The sequence below is a fragment of the Kribbella sancticallisti genome (assembly GCF_039530625.1).
Lineage (GTDB): Bacteria > Actinomycetota > Actinomycetes > Propionibacteriales > Kribbellaceae > Kribbella > Kribbella sancticallisti.
The window spans coordinates 1-14,352 of record NZ_BAAAOS010000010.1 but is presented as its reverse complement, the minus strand read 5'-3'; the positions used below and the strand labels follow the sequence as shown (position 1 = coordinate 14,352).

General features: G+C 69.1%; 12 protein-coding genes. 6 read left to right on the top strand and 6 right to left on the bottom strand.

What is annotated here, in order from left to right; translation table 11 throughout:
- Positions 1–37: 37 nt before the first annotated feature.
- On the bottom strand, positions 38–1,489 hold the full coding sequence (locus tag ABD255_RS06435) for an MFS transporter (protein ID WP_344210819.1): 1,452 nt from the start codon (positions 1,487–1,489) through the stop codon (positions 38–40).
- A 102-nt stretch (positions 1,490–1,591) separates the two neighbouring features.
- On the opposite strand from ABD255_RS06435, the gene ABD255_RS06430 reads away from it, so the two are divergent.
- Both ABD255_RS06430 and ABD255_RS06425 read left to right on the top strand, forming a co-directional pair.
- The gene (locus ABD255_RS06430) at positions 1,592–2,296 is read left to right on the top strand and encodes a TetR/AcrR family transcriptional regulator (RefSeq protein ID WP_344210817.1); all 705 of its coding nucleotides are present in this window, start codon (positions 1,592–1,594) and stop codon (positions 2,294–2,296) included.
- Between the two features lie 105 nt (positions 2,297–2,401).
- Complete coding sequence (locus ABD255_RS06425) at positions 2,402–3,778, top strand: MFS transporter (RefSeq protein ID WP_344210815.1); 1,377 nt, start codon at positions 2,402–2,404, stop codon at positions 3,776–3,778.
- Here ABD255_RS06425 and ABD255_RS06420 read toward each other — a convergent pair.
- From ABD255_RS06420 to ABD255_RS06410, 3 genes are all read right to left on the bottom strand, one after another.
- Positions 3,768–4,580, bottom strand: a complete 813-nt coding sequence (locus tag ABD255_RS06420) for a MerR family transcriptional regulator (protein WP_344210813.1) — start codon at positions 4,578–4,580, stop codon at positions 3,768–3,770. The two genes, ABD255_RS06425 and ABD255_RS06420, sit on opposite strands and share 11 nt — an antisense overlap.
- Positions 4,581–4,589: 9 nt before the next feature.
- Positions 4,590–5,906 carry an amidase family protein gene (locus ABD255_RS06415; RefSeq protein WP_344210811.1) on the bottom strand — a complete coding sequence of 439 codons (1,317 nt, stop codon included), beginning with the start codon at positions 5,904–5,906 and terminating at the stop codon, positions 4,590–4,592.
- Between the two features lie 107 nt (positions 5,907–6,013).
- On the bottom strand, positions 6,014–7,267 hold the full coding sequence (locus tag ABD255_RS06410; RefSeq protein ID WP_344210809.1) for an aspartate aminotransferase family protein: 1,254 nt from the start codon (positions 7,265–7,267) through the stop codon (positions 6,014–6,016).
- 96 nt (positions 7,268–7,363) lie between these two features.
- Between ABD255_RS06410 and ABD255_RS06405 the strand changes: the two genes are divergently transcribed.
- Genes ABD255_RS06405 through ABD255_RS06395 form a run of 3 tightly spaced genes read left to right on the top strand, consistent with a single transcriptional unit; the run spans position 7,364 to position 9,918 of the window.
- Complete coding sequence (locus ABD255_RS06405) at positions 7,364–8,839, top strand: NAD-dependent succinate-semialdehyde dehydrogenase (protein ID WP_344210807.1); 1,476 nt, start codon at positions 7,364–7,366, stop codon at positions 8,837–8,839.
- Between the two features lie 33 nt (positions 8,840–8,872).
- Positions 8,873–9,472, top strand: a complete 600-nt coding sequence (locus ABD255_RS06400; RefSeq protein WP_344210805.1) for a TetR/AcrR family transcriptional regulator — start codon at positions 8,873–8,875, stop codon at positions 9,470–9,472.
- Positions 9,473–9,483: 11 nt separating this feature from the next.
- Positions 9,484–9,918 carry a VOC family protein gene (locus ABD255_RS06395; RefSeq protein ID WP_344210803.1) on the top strand — a complete coding sequence of 145 codons (435 nt, stop codon included), beginning with the start codon at positions 9,484–9,486 and terminating at the stop codon, positions 9,916–9,918.
- A 24-nt stretch (positions 9,919–9,942) separates the two neighbouring features.
- Here ABD255_RS06395 and ABD255_RS06390 read toward each other — a convergent pair whose 3' ends face one another.
- Positions 9,943–10,587, bottom strand: a complete 645-nt coding sequence (locus ABD255_RS06390) for a GntR family transcriptional regulator (protein ID WP_344210801.1) — start codon at positions 10,585–10,587, stop codon at positions 9,943–9,945.
- Positions 10,584–11,312 (bottom strand): maleate cis-trans isomerase family protein, encoded by a 729-nt coding sequence (locus ABD255_RS06385; protein ID WP_344210799.1) that lies wholly within the window; start codon positions 11,310–11,312, stop codon positions 10,584–10,586. Before ABD255_RS06385 ends, ABD255_RS06390 begins: the two co-directional genes overlap by 4 nt.
- A 59-nt stretch (positions 11,313–11,371) precedes the next feature.
- Between ABD255_RS06385 and ABD255_RS06380 the strand changes: the two genes are divergently transcribed.
- The gene (locus ABD255_RS06380) at positions 11,372–14,272 is read left to right on the top strand and encodes an FAD-binding and (Fe-S)-binding domain-containing protein (protein WP_344210797.1); all 2,901 of its coding nucleotides are present in this window, start codon (positions 11,372–11,374) and stop codon (positions 14,270–14,272) included.
- The last annotated feature ends 80 nt before the right edge of the window (positions 14,273–14,352 follow it).

Here is a 14,352-nt window from a genome sequence, read left to right as displayed (position 1 = left end):
CCGGTGAGCGGGGCTTTGCCATGCCCGGCGATGGGGGTCAGTGAACGGATGCGCCTTCCCGGGCCTTCTTCGGGAGGAGGAAGGAGACCAGCAGGCTGATGACGAACAAGCCGACGGCGACCAGGGTGGCCGACTTGGTGGCGCCGAGGAACTCGTGGGACGGCAGGAGCTGGAAGAAGATCGTGCCGATCACCGCCACTCCGATGGCGCCGCCGAACTGCTGCATCGCGGTCAGTACGCCGGACGCCGAGCCCGCCGCCTGGTCGTCGATCGAGGCCAGGATGATGTCGAACAGCGGGGCGAACACCATGCCCGCGCCGATCCCCGTCACCAACGTGGCCGGGACCAGGTTCCAGACCGTGGTCTGGTCGCCGTACAGGTGCAGGGTGAACCACACGCCGACCATCGCCAGCGCCATCACCACGATCCCGAGTTGCAGCGCCTTGCGGCCGAGTCGCGGCGCGAGCAGGCCGCCGGACAGCGGCGCGCCGATCGCGATCCCGAGCGAGAACGGCACCATCGCGAGGCCTGCGCGCAGCGGGCTGTAGTGCAGGCCCAGTTGGGTGAACAGGTTGAACACCAGCAGGAAACCGGACATCGCGAGGAAGAACGTGCTGATCACGCCGAGCCCCGCGACGTACCCCCGGCTGCGGAACAGCGACGGGTCGATCACCGGGTTTCCGGACCGGCGCTCCCGCCGGCCGAACAGCGCGAAAACCCCGATGGACGAGATCAGCATCGCGATCGACCAAGCCGGCCAGTCGAGCTCCCGGCCCTGCACCAGCGGGTAGATCAGCAGTCCGGAGGCCAGGCTGACCAGGATCACGCCGAGCGGGTCGAGCCGGGACGCGCCCGCCGTCTTCACCTCGGGCATATAACGCAGCGCACCGAACAGGGCCAGCAGGCCGATCGGCACGTTGATGAAGAAGATCATCCGCCAGCCGGCGCCGAACCAGTCCGCGTCGATCAGCAGTCCGGCGATCACCGGTCCGGCGACCGCCGACAGGCCCATCACCGGGCCGAACAGGCTGAACGCCTTGCCGATCTCCTCGGCCGGGAAGACCGCCTTGATGATCGCGAACCCCTGCGGAATCATCACCGCGCCGAGCAGGCCTTGCGCGATCCGGCTGCCGATCAGCATCTCCGGTGAGGTGGCCAGGCCGCAGACCACCGACGCGACGGTGAAGCCGGCCGCGCCGATGACGAAGAGCCGGCGCCGGCCGACCAGGTCGCCGAGCCGCCCGAAGGAGACCAGCCCGATCGCGAAGGTCAGCGTGTAGCCGGCCAGCATCCACTGCAGCGCGGCCTCCGAGCCGCCCAGTTCGGCACGGATCGAGGGCGCCGCGATGTTCACGATGGTCGCGTCGACCAGGTCCATGATCTCGGCGACCAGCACGGTCAGCAGCACGATCCAGCGCCACCGGTACGGCGTCGCGCCGGCGGGCGCCGGCTGCACCGGCTCGGGTGGGGTGGTGGTTGAGGTGCTCATCGATGGCGCCCCTTTCTCAAATTCGAACAGTGTTCGTTGTCGAACACTGTTTTATGTACGAACGCTGTTCTTGTCAAGTACGGCGTTCGCTACAGTGGGGCCATGAACCAGTCGCCGTGGCAGCCGATCCGTCCCGAGAAGCCCGCCCGTCCGGTCCGCGAGCCGCTCTCGCGGGAGCGGATCGTCGACGCTGCGATGTCGTTGCTGGTGGAGCAGGGCTACGAGGCGGTCTCGATGCGCAAGGTCGCCCAGGCGCTGAACACCGGTCCCGCCTCGCTGTACGCGCACGTGGCGAACAAGAAGGAACTCGACCAGTTGCTGGTCGACCGGGCCGCCCAGGATCTGGAGTTCCCCGAGGCGGATCCCGAGCACTGGCAGGAGCAACTCAAGGACGGCATGCGCTCGATGCTGAAGGTGATGCGGTCCTACCCAGGCGTCGCCCGGGCCGCGATCGGGCAGGTGCCGCTGGGGGAGCGAGCGCTCGAGAGCACTGAGCACTTCCTGGCGATCCTGAAGGCCGGCAAGGTGCCGGACCAGGCCGCGGCCTGGGCGGTCGACCTGATTCCGCTCTACGTGACGGCGACCGCGTTCGAGGAGAGCGTGCAGCGTGCCTGGGAGTGGACCGAGGACGACATCACCCGGTTCGTCGGCGAACTGCGGGAGTTCTTCCAGGGGCTTCCGGCGGAGAAGTTCCCCTTCACCGTCGCACTGGCGGCCGCGCTGACAGCCGGCGGCTCCGGCGACGAGCGCTTCGAGTTCGGCATCCAGGTGATCGTCGCCGGCCTGGCCTCGATGGCTGAGAAGTAAGGGTCGTTGGTCCTTGCTGTTCACTAGCGCACATGGCTAACCTTCGGATTGTCAACAAAACTACGAATGCGCGGTCGAGCGTTCGTTTGACATGAGGAGGACGCCGTGGGCTCCGAACATCCGCAGCCGCCGACGGTGGAGACCGATCCGCCCCCGGGAGTGCTGAAGAAAGCCATCGCCGCCTCGGCCATCGGCAACGCGACCGAGTGGTTCGACTACGGCATCTACGCCTACGGCGTCACCTACATCTCCGCCGCGATCTTCCCCGGTGACACCGAGAGCGCGACGCTGCTCGCGCTGATGACGTTCGCGGTCTCGTTCCTGGTCCGGCCGCTGGGCGGGCTGATCTGGGGACCGCTGGGCGACCGCCTCGGCCGCAAGCACGTACTGGCGATCACCATCCTGCTGATGTCCGGAGCCACCCTGTGCGTCGGACTCGTCCCGACGTACGACTCGATCGGGCTGTGGGCGCCGGTGTTGCTGGTGCTGCTGCGGATGATCCAGGGCTTCTCCACCGGTGGGGAGTACGGCGGCGCGGCGACCTTCATGGCGGAGTACGCGCCGAGCCGCAAGCGGGGCTTCCTCGGCAGCTTCCTGGAGTTCGGCACGCTGGCCGGCTTCTCCCTCGGCGCCTTGTTGATGCTCGGCTTCTCCCTGGTCCTCGGCGACGACGCGATGCACTCGTGGGGCTGGCGGCTGCCGTTCCTGGTCGCCGCGCCACTCGGTCTGGTCGGCGTCTACCTGCGGTCGCGGCTCGAGGACACGCCGGTGTTTCGTGAACTGGAGGCCAAGGGGCAGAAGGAGGAGCGGACCACGACGCAGTTCAGGGATCTGCTGGCCGGCTACTGGAGGCCGATCCTGCGCCTGGGTGGCATGGTGGTCGCGCTGAACGTGGTGAACTACACCCTGCTCTCCTACATGCCGACCTATCTGGAGAGCGAGATCGGGCTCAACTCGGACGAGTCGCTGATCGTGCCGATCATCGGCATGCTGACGATGATGGTCTTCCTGCCGTTCGCGGGCCGGCTGTCCGATCGGGTCGGCCGAAAACCGCTGTGGTGGTTCTCGCTCGTCGGGCTGTTCGTCGCCGGCACGCCGATGTTCTTGCTGATGGGGACGAACCTGCTCGGCGCAGTGGTCGGTTTCGCGGTACTGGGGCTGCTCTACGTGCCGCAGTTGGCGACGATCTCCGCGACCTTCCCGGCGATGTTCCCGACCCACGTGCGGTACGCCGGGTTCGCCATCGCCTACAACGTGTCCACCTCGCTGTTCGGCGGTACCGCACCCGCCGTGAACGACTGGCTGACGTCGGAGACCGGCAACGCGCTGACGCCCGCGTTCTACATGATGGCCGCGTGCGTGATCGGTGCCGTCGCGTTGGTCAAGGTCCCCGAGACCACGCGCTGCCCGTTGAACGGCACCGGGATGCCCGGCACGAGCGAGGCGCTGCCGCCGGTCGCGCTGGAACCGGCTAAGACCTGACGATCGGTTCCTGCAACTCGGTGACCCACTGGGCGGGGTCTTCCGGGCAGTCCAGGTAGAGCTCGCGCGCCGGCCCGCTGGAACGGTGACCGTTGTCGTCGATCCAGCGGGCCAGCGCCTGCCAGGCCGGCAGTACGTCGTCGATCCGGCCGCGGTGCACGATCGTCGCGGCGAGCGTGACAGGCCGATCCACCACGGCCAGGCCGTTCAGTTCCCCGCCGTGATCGACCGCGGCCTCCACCGCGGCCTGTACCGCGACCTCGTCCCCGCTCGCCTGGTAGAAGCAGGTCAACCGCCCGGACGGCCGGACTCCGGTTGCCTCAGGCAACCGACGGCCGAGTTCGGCGCAGAGCGGGCCGATCACCGGCCCGATGTCGTCCGGGGTGAAACTGGCAGCGGTGCTCGGCAACGCGACGAAACGGGCCGCGGGCAACTCCTTCAGCACCACCGCGGGTGCATCGTCGCCGAGCTCGATGCTCCGCAGCCGGGACTCCACCTGAGCGAGCCTCGCGGCGCCGTCGGCCAGTTCGGACTCGAGCTCGGCCCGGCGGAGCGTGAGCATCGCCCGGACCTCGGTCAGGTTGATCTCGTCGGCCAGCATCGTCCGCACCTGCTCGAGCGTGAAGCCGAGATCCTTGAGAGCGACGAGCCGGTTCAGGTCGGCAAGCTGGGCGGCCTGGTAGCTGCGGTAGCCGGTCGACTCGTCCACGTGGGCCGGGCGGAGCAGGCCGATGGCGTCGTAGTGCCGCAGCATCCGCACCGACACCCGGCCGTGCCTGGCGAAGTCCCCGATCGCGAACATGAGTCCGAGTCAACCAGCAACGAGTTCGGCGAAGGTGATCGCGGTGTCGTCCTGGTGGAACGGCCCGATCACCTGGGCGCCGACCGGCAGACCTCCGGCCGTCGGCCCGATCGGCATGCTGACCGCGGGGAGCCCGGTGAGCGAGGCGTGCGAGATCCAGAAGCCCTGCGCCGCGTACGGCGTACCGTCGATCGTCCGTTCCTCGAAGGGGCGGTCGTCGTGCGGGAAGGCGGCCGTGAAGCTGGTGGGGCAGAGGAAGACGTCGACATCGTCGAAGTAGCGCTGCCAGGTCGCCCTGGTCCGCATCCGCCGCTGCTCGTGCTCGACCACCTCCGCCAGGCTGGTGAAGTCCGGATTCTCGCCGTTGAGCGCGAAGAACAAGCCCACCTGGAAGCCGAACGCCTCGGCCTGCGCGGCCGGATCCACGTCCGCTGGCCAGCCGTCCACGATCTTGGCGCCGCGTCGGGCGAGGTCGTCGACGGCGTCGGAGAGCGCAGTACCGACTTCGCTGGTGACCGGGGCGTACTCGTGGTCGAGCACGACGCCGACGCGGTAGTCGGCGAGTCGCAGGTGCCGGGGCGGCTGCAGTTCCCAGTACATCGCGTCGTTCGTCGGCCCGCCGGTGACTTCCAAGGCGGTGCGCAGGTCGGCTGCTGAGCGGGCGAGCGGCCCCACGCTCGACAGGTGGGGAAACTCGGTCTCGAGGACAGGCGGACCGGGCGGCTGAAACCCGTTCAGCGGTACGACGCCCGCTGTCGGCTTGAGGCCGTAGACCCCGCAGTACGCCGCCGGCAGCCGGATCGACCCGGCCAGGTCCGACCCGTACTCCAGATAGGTCATCCCCGCGGCGAGTGCGGCGGCGCCACCTCCGCTCGAGCCGCCCGGCGTACGGGTGAGGTCGTGCGGGTTGTTCGTCCGGCCGTAGACCTCGTTGGATGTCTGTCCGAAGTCGGCGAGCATCTCGTGCACGTTGCTCTTGCCGACGACGATCGCGCCCGCGTCCTCCAGTCGTCGCACGACGGTGGAGTCGGAGTTCGCGACATGGTCGGCGAACTCGGGATGACCCCAGGTGGTGTGCAGGCCCGCGACGTTGAAGGCCTCCTTCACGGTGATCGGTACGCCGTGCAGTGGCCCGGTGCCGACGGTCCGGTCGGCTATGTCTGCGGCCTTCAACGCGTACTCAGCGCGCGTCTCCACCACCGCGTTCACCGCCGAGCCGGCCGCGATCCGGGCCAGCATCCCCTCCGTCACCTCTCGGGACGACACCAGGCCGGCGCGGATCCCGGCGGCGATCTCTCCGGCACTTCTGAACTCGATCTCGGTCATGGCCAAGGTCTAAGGGCTGACACGGTGTCAGAGTCAACCGACATCGCCGGCCCGGTCGGTGGCGGGCAGGTGACGATGCCTTCCCGCAGTATCGCGGCGGACCGTCGTCAGCCGAGGACGGCGTTCACCGCGTCGGACCAGATCGCGACTGCCTCGTCGACTTCGGTGGAGTCGACGACCAGGGCCGGGATGAAGCGGACGACCTGGCTCCAGGCGCCGCAGGTCAGGAGCAGGAGGCCGCGGCGGGCTGCCTCCTGCTGGGCCGCGGCCGCCATGATCGGGTCGGGTTTGCCGTCGGCGTCGCGGAACTCGTTGCCGATCATCAGACCCAGGCCGCGGACGTCGGTGATCTGCTCGTGCTTGTCGGCCACCAGTTGCAAGGCCTGCTTCAACTGATCGCCGCGCTCGGCCGAGTTCTCCACCAGGTGCTCGTCCTGGATCACGTCCAGGGTGGCGATGGCGGCCGCGCAGGCGACCGCGTTCGCGCCGTACGTGCCGCCCTGGGAGCCGGGCCACGCCTTCTCCATCAGGCCGGACGAGGCCGCGATCCCGGACAGCGGGAAGCCGGAGGCCAGGCCCTTCGCGGTGACGAGGATGTCGGGCCGGGCGTTGAAGTGGTCGCCGCCCCAGAACTTCCCGGTCCGGCCGAAGCCGGTCTGCACCTCGTCCAGTACCAGCAGGATCCCGTGGGCGTCGGCGCGTTCCCGGAGTCCGGTGAGGAACCGCTCGTTGGCGGGGACGTAGCCGCCCTCACCGAGCACGGGCTCGACGAAGAACGCGGCGGTGTCGGCCGGAGTGCTGAGGGTCTGCAGTACGTAGTCCAGCTGCGCGAGGGCGAAGTCCGTCGCCTGCTCGACCGGCCAGCCGAAGTGGCCGGGGTCCGGGAACGGCGAGACGTGGACGCCACCCATCAGCGGGCTGAAGCCGGAGCGGAACTTCGTCCCGGACGTCGTCATCGAGGCCGCGGCCACGGTCCGGCCGTGGAAGCCGCCGTGGAACACGATGACGTTCGGCCGGCCGGTCGCCTGGCGGCTGAGCCGGAGCGCCGCCTCGATCGCCTCGCTGCCGGAATTCGCGAAGAACATCCGGTCCAGACCCTGGGGCAGCACCTCGCCGAGCCGCTCGACCAGGGTGAGCAGCGGCCGGTGCATGACGGTCGTGTACTGGGCGTGGATGAGCGTCGCCACCTGCCTCTGCGCGGCCTCGACCACCCGCGGATGGCAGTGCCCGGTGCTGGTCACGCCGATGCCCGCGGTGAAGTCGAGGTAGCGGCGGTCGTCCTCGTCGTACAGCAGCACGCCTTCACCGCGTGCGGCGACGACTCCGGTTGCCTGCTTGAGGACCTGCGAGAGCTCGGCCACGGGCTTCCCCTTGCTCGATGGACTGGTAGATTGTCGACAATCAGCGTATCCCGTGTGGTCGCGCTGTCAACGGGCTGTCTTCCGAGGAGGTAACCGATGACCGAACTCGCTCCCGCCGAGGCCAAGGTGGTCGAGGCCGTCGCCAAGCGGTTGTTCATCGACGGGCGGTGGGTCGACGCGGTGGACGGGGGGACGTTCGAGGTCGTGGACCCTTCGACCGGGGGGACGTTGTGCTCGGTCGCGGATGCCACACCTGCGGATGGCAGGGCCGCGCTCGACGCGGCCGTCGCGGCGCAGGCCGGCTGGGCGGCGACCGCGCCGCGGCAGCGCGCCGACGTACTGATGGCGGCCTTTGACCTGCTGCACCAGCGCGTCGACGAGTTGGCGCTGCTGATGACGCTGGAGATGGGGAAGCCGCTGGCCGAGGCGCGCGGCGAGATCGCGTACGCCGCCGAGTTCTTCCGGCACTTCGCGGCCGAGGCGGTCCGGATCGACGGCGGCTACCAGACCGCGCCGGCGGGGAACGCGCGATTCCTGATCACCCGCCAGCCGGTCGGGCCGTGTCTGCTGATCACGCCGTGGAACTTCCCGATGGCGATGGGGACCCGCAAGCTCGGACCCGCGCTCGCGGCCGGCTGCACGAGCGTCATCAAGCCGGCCCACCAGACGCCGCTGTCGATGCTCGCGCTGATGGAGATCCTGGTCGAGGCCGGGCTGCCGAACGGCGTCGTCAACTGCGTCACCGCGATGGATGCGGGCGGCGTGATGGAGCCGCTGATTCGATCCGGCCTGGCTCGCAAGCTGTCGTTCACCGGTTCCACCCGGGTCGGCAAGGTCCTGCTGGAGCAGTGCGCCGACAAGGTACTGCGTACTTCGCTCGAACTCGGCGGCAACGCCCCCTTCATCGTCTTCGAGGACGCGGACCTCGACGAGGCCGTCGACGGCGCGATCGCGGCGAAGATGCGCAACATGGGCGAGGCCTGTACCGCGGCCAACCGGATCTACGTGCACGAATCCGTCCTCGGCGACTTCGGCGAGCGCCTGGCCGCGAAGATGGCGGCGCTCACCGTCGGGCGCGGTACGGAGGACGGGGTGACGGTCGGTCCGCTCATCGACGAGGCCGGGCTGGCGAAGGTGGAGTCGCTGGTCACGGACGCGGTGGCCCGCGGCGCGACCGTGCTGACCGGCGGAGAGGTTGCCCCTGGCAACGGATACTTCTACCCGCCGACCGTGCTCACCGGCGTACCCCGGGACGCCGCGATGGCCGGCCAGGAGATCTTCGGCCCGGTCGCGCCGCTCACGCCGTTCGGCTCGGAGGCCGAGGTGATCGCCGCCGCCAACGACACGGAGTACGGGCTGGTCGCCTATGTCTTCACCAACGACCTCCGCCGCGCCCTCCGGGTCGCCGAAGCCATCGACACCGGCATGGTCGGCCTCAACCAGGGCGTCGTCTCCAACCCCGCCGCTCCCTTCGGCGGAGTGAAGCAGTCCGGCCTCGGTCGCGAAGGCGGATCGGTCGGCATCGACGAGTTCCTCGAGACGAAGTACATCGGTATCGCGATGACCCGTTGACAAGATTTATACAGCGTGCAAATAATACTGACTATGTTAAAGAAGGAGGCGGGGAACTGGCGCGAGGCGCGGCGGGAGAGCGCCCGCGCGGCCGTTCTGGCGGCCGCCTGGGAGCTGGTGCGGGAGGACGGGCTGGCCTCGCTGTCGTTGCGGGAGCTGGCCCGGCGGGCCGGGATCACCACCCCGACCGTCTATGCGTACTTCGAGTCGAAGAACGCGATCTTCGACGCCATGTTCGCGGAGGCGGCGCGGAGCTTCGTCGAGGTGAAGGCCGGGCTGCCGGTCACCGACGACCCGCGCCGGGACCTGTTCACGGAGGCTGAGGCCTTCGTCCGGTTCTGTGTCGACGACGTGCCTCGCTACCAGTTGCTGTTCCAGCGTTCCGTGCCGGGCTTCACCCCCTCGCCGGAGTCCTATGAGCTCGCCGTGGGGGCCCTGGAGGTCACCCGCGAGCTCCTTGCACGCAACGGCGTGCACGATCCGCGGCACCTCGACATCTGGACCGCCGTGACGACGGGCCTGGTCGACCAGCAGGTCTCCAACGAGCCTGGTGGCGACCGGTGGACCCGGCTCGTCGACGACGTGACCCAGATGTTCCTCGCTCGCTACGCGACCGGGGAGACCAGTTCCTGAAGGGGCACCTCATGTCCACCGTCAGTCAACCCACGCTCCACCACCTCGCCCTCACCGTGACCGATCTGGACGCCAGCGTCCGGTGGTACGAGGAGGTCTTCGACGTTCACCCGGTGATGGACCTCCCGCACCGCGGCGGCGTCGGCCGGATCCTCGCCGACGCCGACCATCGCCTGATGATCGCCCTGCACCGGCACGAGACCAACGACGGCCGGCTCTGTGACGAGACGACGACCGGGCTCGACCATGCGGGCTTCTCGGTCGGCTCCCGGGCCGAGCTCGAGCAGTGGCAGGACCATCTCGAAGCCCACGGCGTGATCCGCAGCGACACGGCCGACAAGCCGTTGACGCAGTCGCCGATCGCGGACGAGCCGTACGCCTCGGTGCTGGTGTTCCGTGACCAGGACAACATCCAGCTCGAGTTCTTCGCCCCGGTCCAGCAGTGAGCCAATGCCCTGCGTCGGAAAGTACTAGCGCGTGGTCAGGCGGGTGATGGCGTCGTCCATGTGGGCGGTGAGCAGCCGGTCCACGAGGTCGGGGTCGCCGGACTGGACGGCCTCGGCCAGGGCTCGGTGTTCCTCGACGCGGACCTCGGAGGCGGAGTACGTCTCCTCCAGCGCGTGGATGCACATCCGGGTCTCGGTGATGAAGGTCTGGTGCATCCGCGACAACCGCGGGCTGGCGGCGAGCTGGACCAGGCGTTCGTGGAAGGCGATGTCGACCTCACCGACCTCGGCGGGGTCGGTCGCCGCCGCCATCTCCGCCACCACGCCGAGCAGCACGGTGCCGGCGGCTCTGTGGTCGCCGGCCAGGATCTTGTGGGCGGCGGCGCGTTCGATCGCCTCGCGGGCCAGGTACATGTCGCGGACGTCGTCGGGCGTCATGTCGACGACGAACAGGCCGCGGTTGCGGATCGCGACCAGCAGACCTTCCTGGGTCAGCCGCTGCATGCCCTCGCGCAGCGGGCCGCGGCTGACACCGAGCTTGCGGGCCAGGTCGGCCTCGCCGAGTTGCATGCCGGGTCTGAGCTCCCCGTGACCGATGGCCTTGCGCAGTTTGTCGGCGATGATGCTCGGCGTCGACTCCTGGACCAACGGCTCGATGTAGTTCGTCACTTTCCCCCTCCAGCGGCGGCGAAGAGCGAGCCCAGCCCCTTGAACTCGGGGACCGGGCCGAGAAGCTGCAGGCCCTTCCAGACGGTGACCTGGTTCGCGGTCAGGACCGGCTTGCCGACGGCCGACTCCAGGTCGTCGATGATGGCGAGCGTGTGCATCGCCGTGTCGGGCACCAGCACGGCCTCGGCGTCCGGGTGGTCGGCCGCCTGGACCATCGCGATCACTCGGTCGGGTTCGAGCGTGCCGACCTCGGCCGCTGTGATGATCCCGTGGCTGCCCATCGACACGACCTCGGCGCCGCCCGCGGTGAGGAACCGGACGAAGTGCCGCGCCACGTCCTCGGGGTACGACGCCGCGATCGCGACCCGTCGTACGCCGAGGGCGTTCAGGGCGTCGACGAACGCGATGGACGTGGAGGAAGCCGGTACGCCGAGCGCTGCCGCCACGCCGGAGGCCTGGTTCCGGGCTCCCTCCGGGCCGAAGACGAAGCTGCCGGACGTGCACGCCCACATCACCGCGTCGGGCTTGGCGGCGGCGAGTTCGGCAGCGCCCTCGGCGAGACGCTCGGCCCGGCCGAGATCGAGCAGCGCGTCCACCCGGTGCGCGTCCTCGCCGACCGAGGTGATCACCACCGGCAGCCGCACCTCCCCGTCGAGCCGAGCCTCGAGCGCTGGGTAGTCGTCCTCGGCGCTGTGCCCGGGGTACAGCAGCCCCACGGTGACCATCGATCCTCCGGAATGGGTAGATTGTCGACAATGCTAACCCTAGTAGGGAGCGTGCAACGATGACGCCGCCGGTGAGCCAGTACGACGTGACGCGGCTCGCGGCTGAGCTGCGTGGCCACCTGAAAGGGTCCGTCGACACTGGCGCGCGCAGCCGAGCCCTGTACGCCGCCGACGGCTCGAACTACCGAGCAGTCCCGGACCTGGTCGTCGTACCGGCGGATCAGGACGATCTGGCGGCGGCGGTCGCGCTCACGGCGGCGGCCGGTGCGCCCGTGACACTTCGCGGAGGCGGCACCTCGATGGCCGGCAACGCGATCGGCGGCGTGATCATCGACGCCTCCCGGCACGTCAACCAGATCCTCGCCATCGACCCTGAAGCCCGTACTGCGATCGTCGAGCCTGGCGTAGTCCTCACGGAACTGTTGAAGGCCGCGAAGCCCCATGGTCTCGCCTTCGGCGCTGACCCTTCCTCCGGCAGCCGAGCCACCCTCGGCGGCATGATCGCCAACAACGCCTGCGGCGCGCACTCCGTCGCCTGGGGCACCACCGCCGACAACCTCCGCACCCTCGACCTGATCCTCGCCGACGGCACGAAACTCACCGTGGACACCCCGGACGTCCGCGCCGACCGGTCCGGCTCTGACGCCAGGCGCCAGTACTACGCCTCTCGTCCAGGGCGCGAAGGCGAGCTTCATCGGGCCCTTCAGGCGTTCGTGGACCGGCATGAACTGCTGATCGGGCGGCGGTTCGGGCAGTTCAGTCGGCAGATCTCCGGGTACGCGTTGCACCGGTTGTTGCCTGCGCACGGCTATGACGTCGCCCGGCTGCTGTGTGGCAGCGAAGGTGGGTTCGCCGCCACCCTGCAAGCGACGGTGGCCTTGACTCCGTTGCCGGCGGCAAAGGTGCTGTGCGTGTTGGGATTCGGTGACTCGATCACTTCGGCTGACTGTGTTCCCGTGGTGCTCCGGCATGGGCCGTTGACGATGGAGTCGATCAACGTGGACCTGGTGGAGCGACTGCCCGCTGAGGTCAGAGAGGCTGCTGTGCGGGCCGGCCTGCCGGCAGGGCGGGCTTGGCTGCTCGTGGAGTTGGGTGGCACCGACCAAGCCGACGCGGCGAGTGCGGCGGAGAAGATGCTCGAGGAGCTTCGCGACTCAGGTTCCCCGGCGACCGCGTCACTGGTGACCGATCCGAAGGCGCAAGCGGTGCTCTGGCGATGCCGCACCGACGCCGCGGGGCTGGCCACCCGCCGAGCCGATGGTGCCGAAGCCTGGGGTGGTTGGGAAGACGCGGCAGTCCCGCCCGAACGACTCGGCGCATACCTCCGCGGACTCGACGAACTCCTCGGACGCCACGGGCTGTCCGGAGCGTCGTACGGGCATTTCGGTGAGGGCTGCATGCACATGCGGATCGACTTCGACCTGCTCAGCCCGCGCGGCCTAACGACGTACCGGGAGTTCGTGGAGCAGGCGACCGATCTGGTCGTCGAGCTCGGCGGATCGGTGTCGGGCGAGCACGGCGACGGCCGGGCGCGATCCGAACTGCTGACCCGGATGTACGGCGCCGACGGCGTACGGTTGTTCGCCGAGCTGAAGGACATCTGGGATCCCGGCCGGGTGATGAACCCCGGGATGATCGTCGACCCGCCGCGGCTCGACGAGCACATCCGGCACGCGGGTCCGGCCAAGCACCGGAAGTTGCTGACGGTGTTCGCGTACGAGAACGACGACCACGACTTCGCGCAGGCGCAGCGGCGGTGCGTCGGAATCGGCAAGTGCCGGCAGACCTCGGGCGGGGTGATGTGCCCGAGCTACCAGGTCACGCGGGAGGAGTTGCACTCCACCCGCGGGCGGGCTCATTTGCTCTGGGAGATGCTCGAGGGTGACGTGGTCACCGACGGGTGGCGCTCGACCGAGGTACGCGATGCGCTCGATCTCTGCCTGTCGTGCAAGGGGTGCCAGTCGGACTGCCCGGTGAACGTGGACATGGCGACGTACAAGGCGGAATTCACCCATCACCACTACGCGCGGCGGCCGTGGGCGCGGCCGTTGTCGCACTGGTCGATGGGCTGGCTGCCGCTGTGGTCGCGGTTGGCCAGTACCGCACCGGGACTGGTCAACCGGCTCGCGCGGTGGAGGCTGGTGAAGCGACTGGGAGGGATCGCGAGCGAGCGCCAGATACCCGAGTTCGCCGCGCAGACCTTCACCCACTGGTTCCTTGCCAGAGGCAAGCAGGATGTCGAGGCCGGGCGCGGAAAGGTAGTCCTCTGGCCGGACACCTTGACCGAGTATCTGGCGCCGGAGATCGGCCAGGCGGCAGTCGAGGTGCTCGAAGCGGCCGGCTACGAAGTCATCCTCCCCGACAAGCAGGTCTGCTGCGGCCTGACCTGGATCTCCACCGGCCAACTCGGCGTCGCCAAGAGAGTCCTCAACCGCTCCCTGGCAGTCCTCGCGCCCCACCTGGCAGCCGGTACTCCGATCGTCGGGCTCGAGCCGAGCTGCACGGCCGCCCTGCGCCAGGACGCCCCGGAACTTCTGCACGGCGACAACCGCGCCACCGCGGCCGCTACTTCGACGTACACGCTGGCCGAGTTCCTAGCGCAGTCCGGCTGGGAACCACCGCATGTCGGGGGAGAGGCGCTGGTCCAGCCGCATTGCCACCAGCACGCAGTACTGGGCTTCGACGCCGACAAGACCCTGATGGCAGCCGCAGGCATCAACGCAGTCGTCCCGGACGCAGGCTGCTGCGGCCTAGCCGGCAACTTCGGCTTCGAGCATGACCACTACGACCTCTCGAAGGCCGTCGGAGAGCGCGTCCTCCTCCCAGCCGTCCGCGCCGCGCACCCAGACACCCCGATCCTCGCCGACGGCTTCAGTTGCCGCACCCAGATCACCCAAGGCACCACCCGCCGCCCACTCCACCTCGCCCAACTGCTCGCCGCGGCCCTACCGAAGAAGTAGACGACAGGTGTGGGCACCGTCTAGCTTTCGCGCGGGGAGTCAAGTTTGAAGTTTGGGCAGGTGTGAGTGACGCCGGGCGT

What these genes read in the sequence shown, in the direction of transcription:
- ABD255_RS06435 (WP_344210819.1), bottom strand. Translation starts at nt 1,489, where the DNA reads ATGAGCACCTCAACCACCACCCCACCCGAGCCGGTGCAGCCGGCGCCC.
- ABD255_RS06430 (WP_344210817.1), top strand. Translation starts at nt 1,592, where the DNA reads ATGAACCAGTCGCCGTGGCAGCCGATCCGTCCCGAGAAGCCCGCCCGT.
- ABD255_RS06420 (WP_344210813.1), bottom strand. Translation starts at nt 4,580, where the DNA reads ATGTTCGCGATCGGGGACTTCGCCAGGCACGGCCGGGTGTCGGTGCGG.
- ABD255_RS06415 (WP_344210811.1), bottom strand. Translation starts at nt 5,906, where the DNA reads ATGACCGAGATCGAGTTCAGAAGTGCCGGAGAGATCGCCGCCGGGATC.
- ABD255_RS06405 (WP_344210807.1), top strand. Translation starts at nt 7,364, where the DNA reads ATGACCGAACTCGCTCCCGCCGAGGCCAAGGTGGTCGAGGCCGTCGCC.
- ABD255_RS06400 (WP_344210805.1), top strand. Translation starts at nt 8,873, where the DNA reads ATGTTAAAGAAGGAGGCGGGGAACTGGCGCGAGGCGCGGCGGGAGAGC.
- ABD255_RS06395 (WP_344210803.1), top strand. Translation starts at nt 9,484, where the DNA reads ATGTCCACCGTCAGTCAACCCACGCTCCACCACCTCGCCCTCACCGTG.
- ABD255_RS06385 (WP_344210799.1), bottom strand. Translation starts at nt 11,312, where the DNA reads ATGGTCACCGTGGGGCTGCTGTACCCCGGGCACAGCGCCGAGGACGAC.
- ABD255_RS06380 (WP_344210797.1), top strand. Translation starts at nt 11,372, where the DNA reads ATGACGCCGCCGGTGAGCCAGTACGACGTGACGCGGCTCGCGGCTGAG.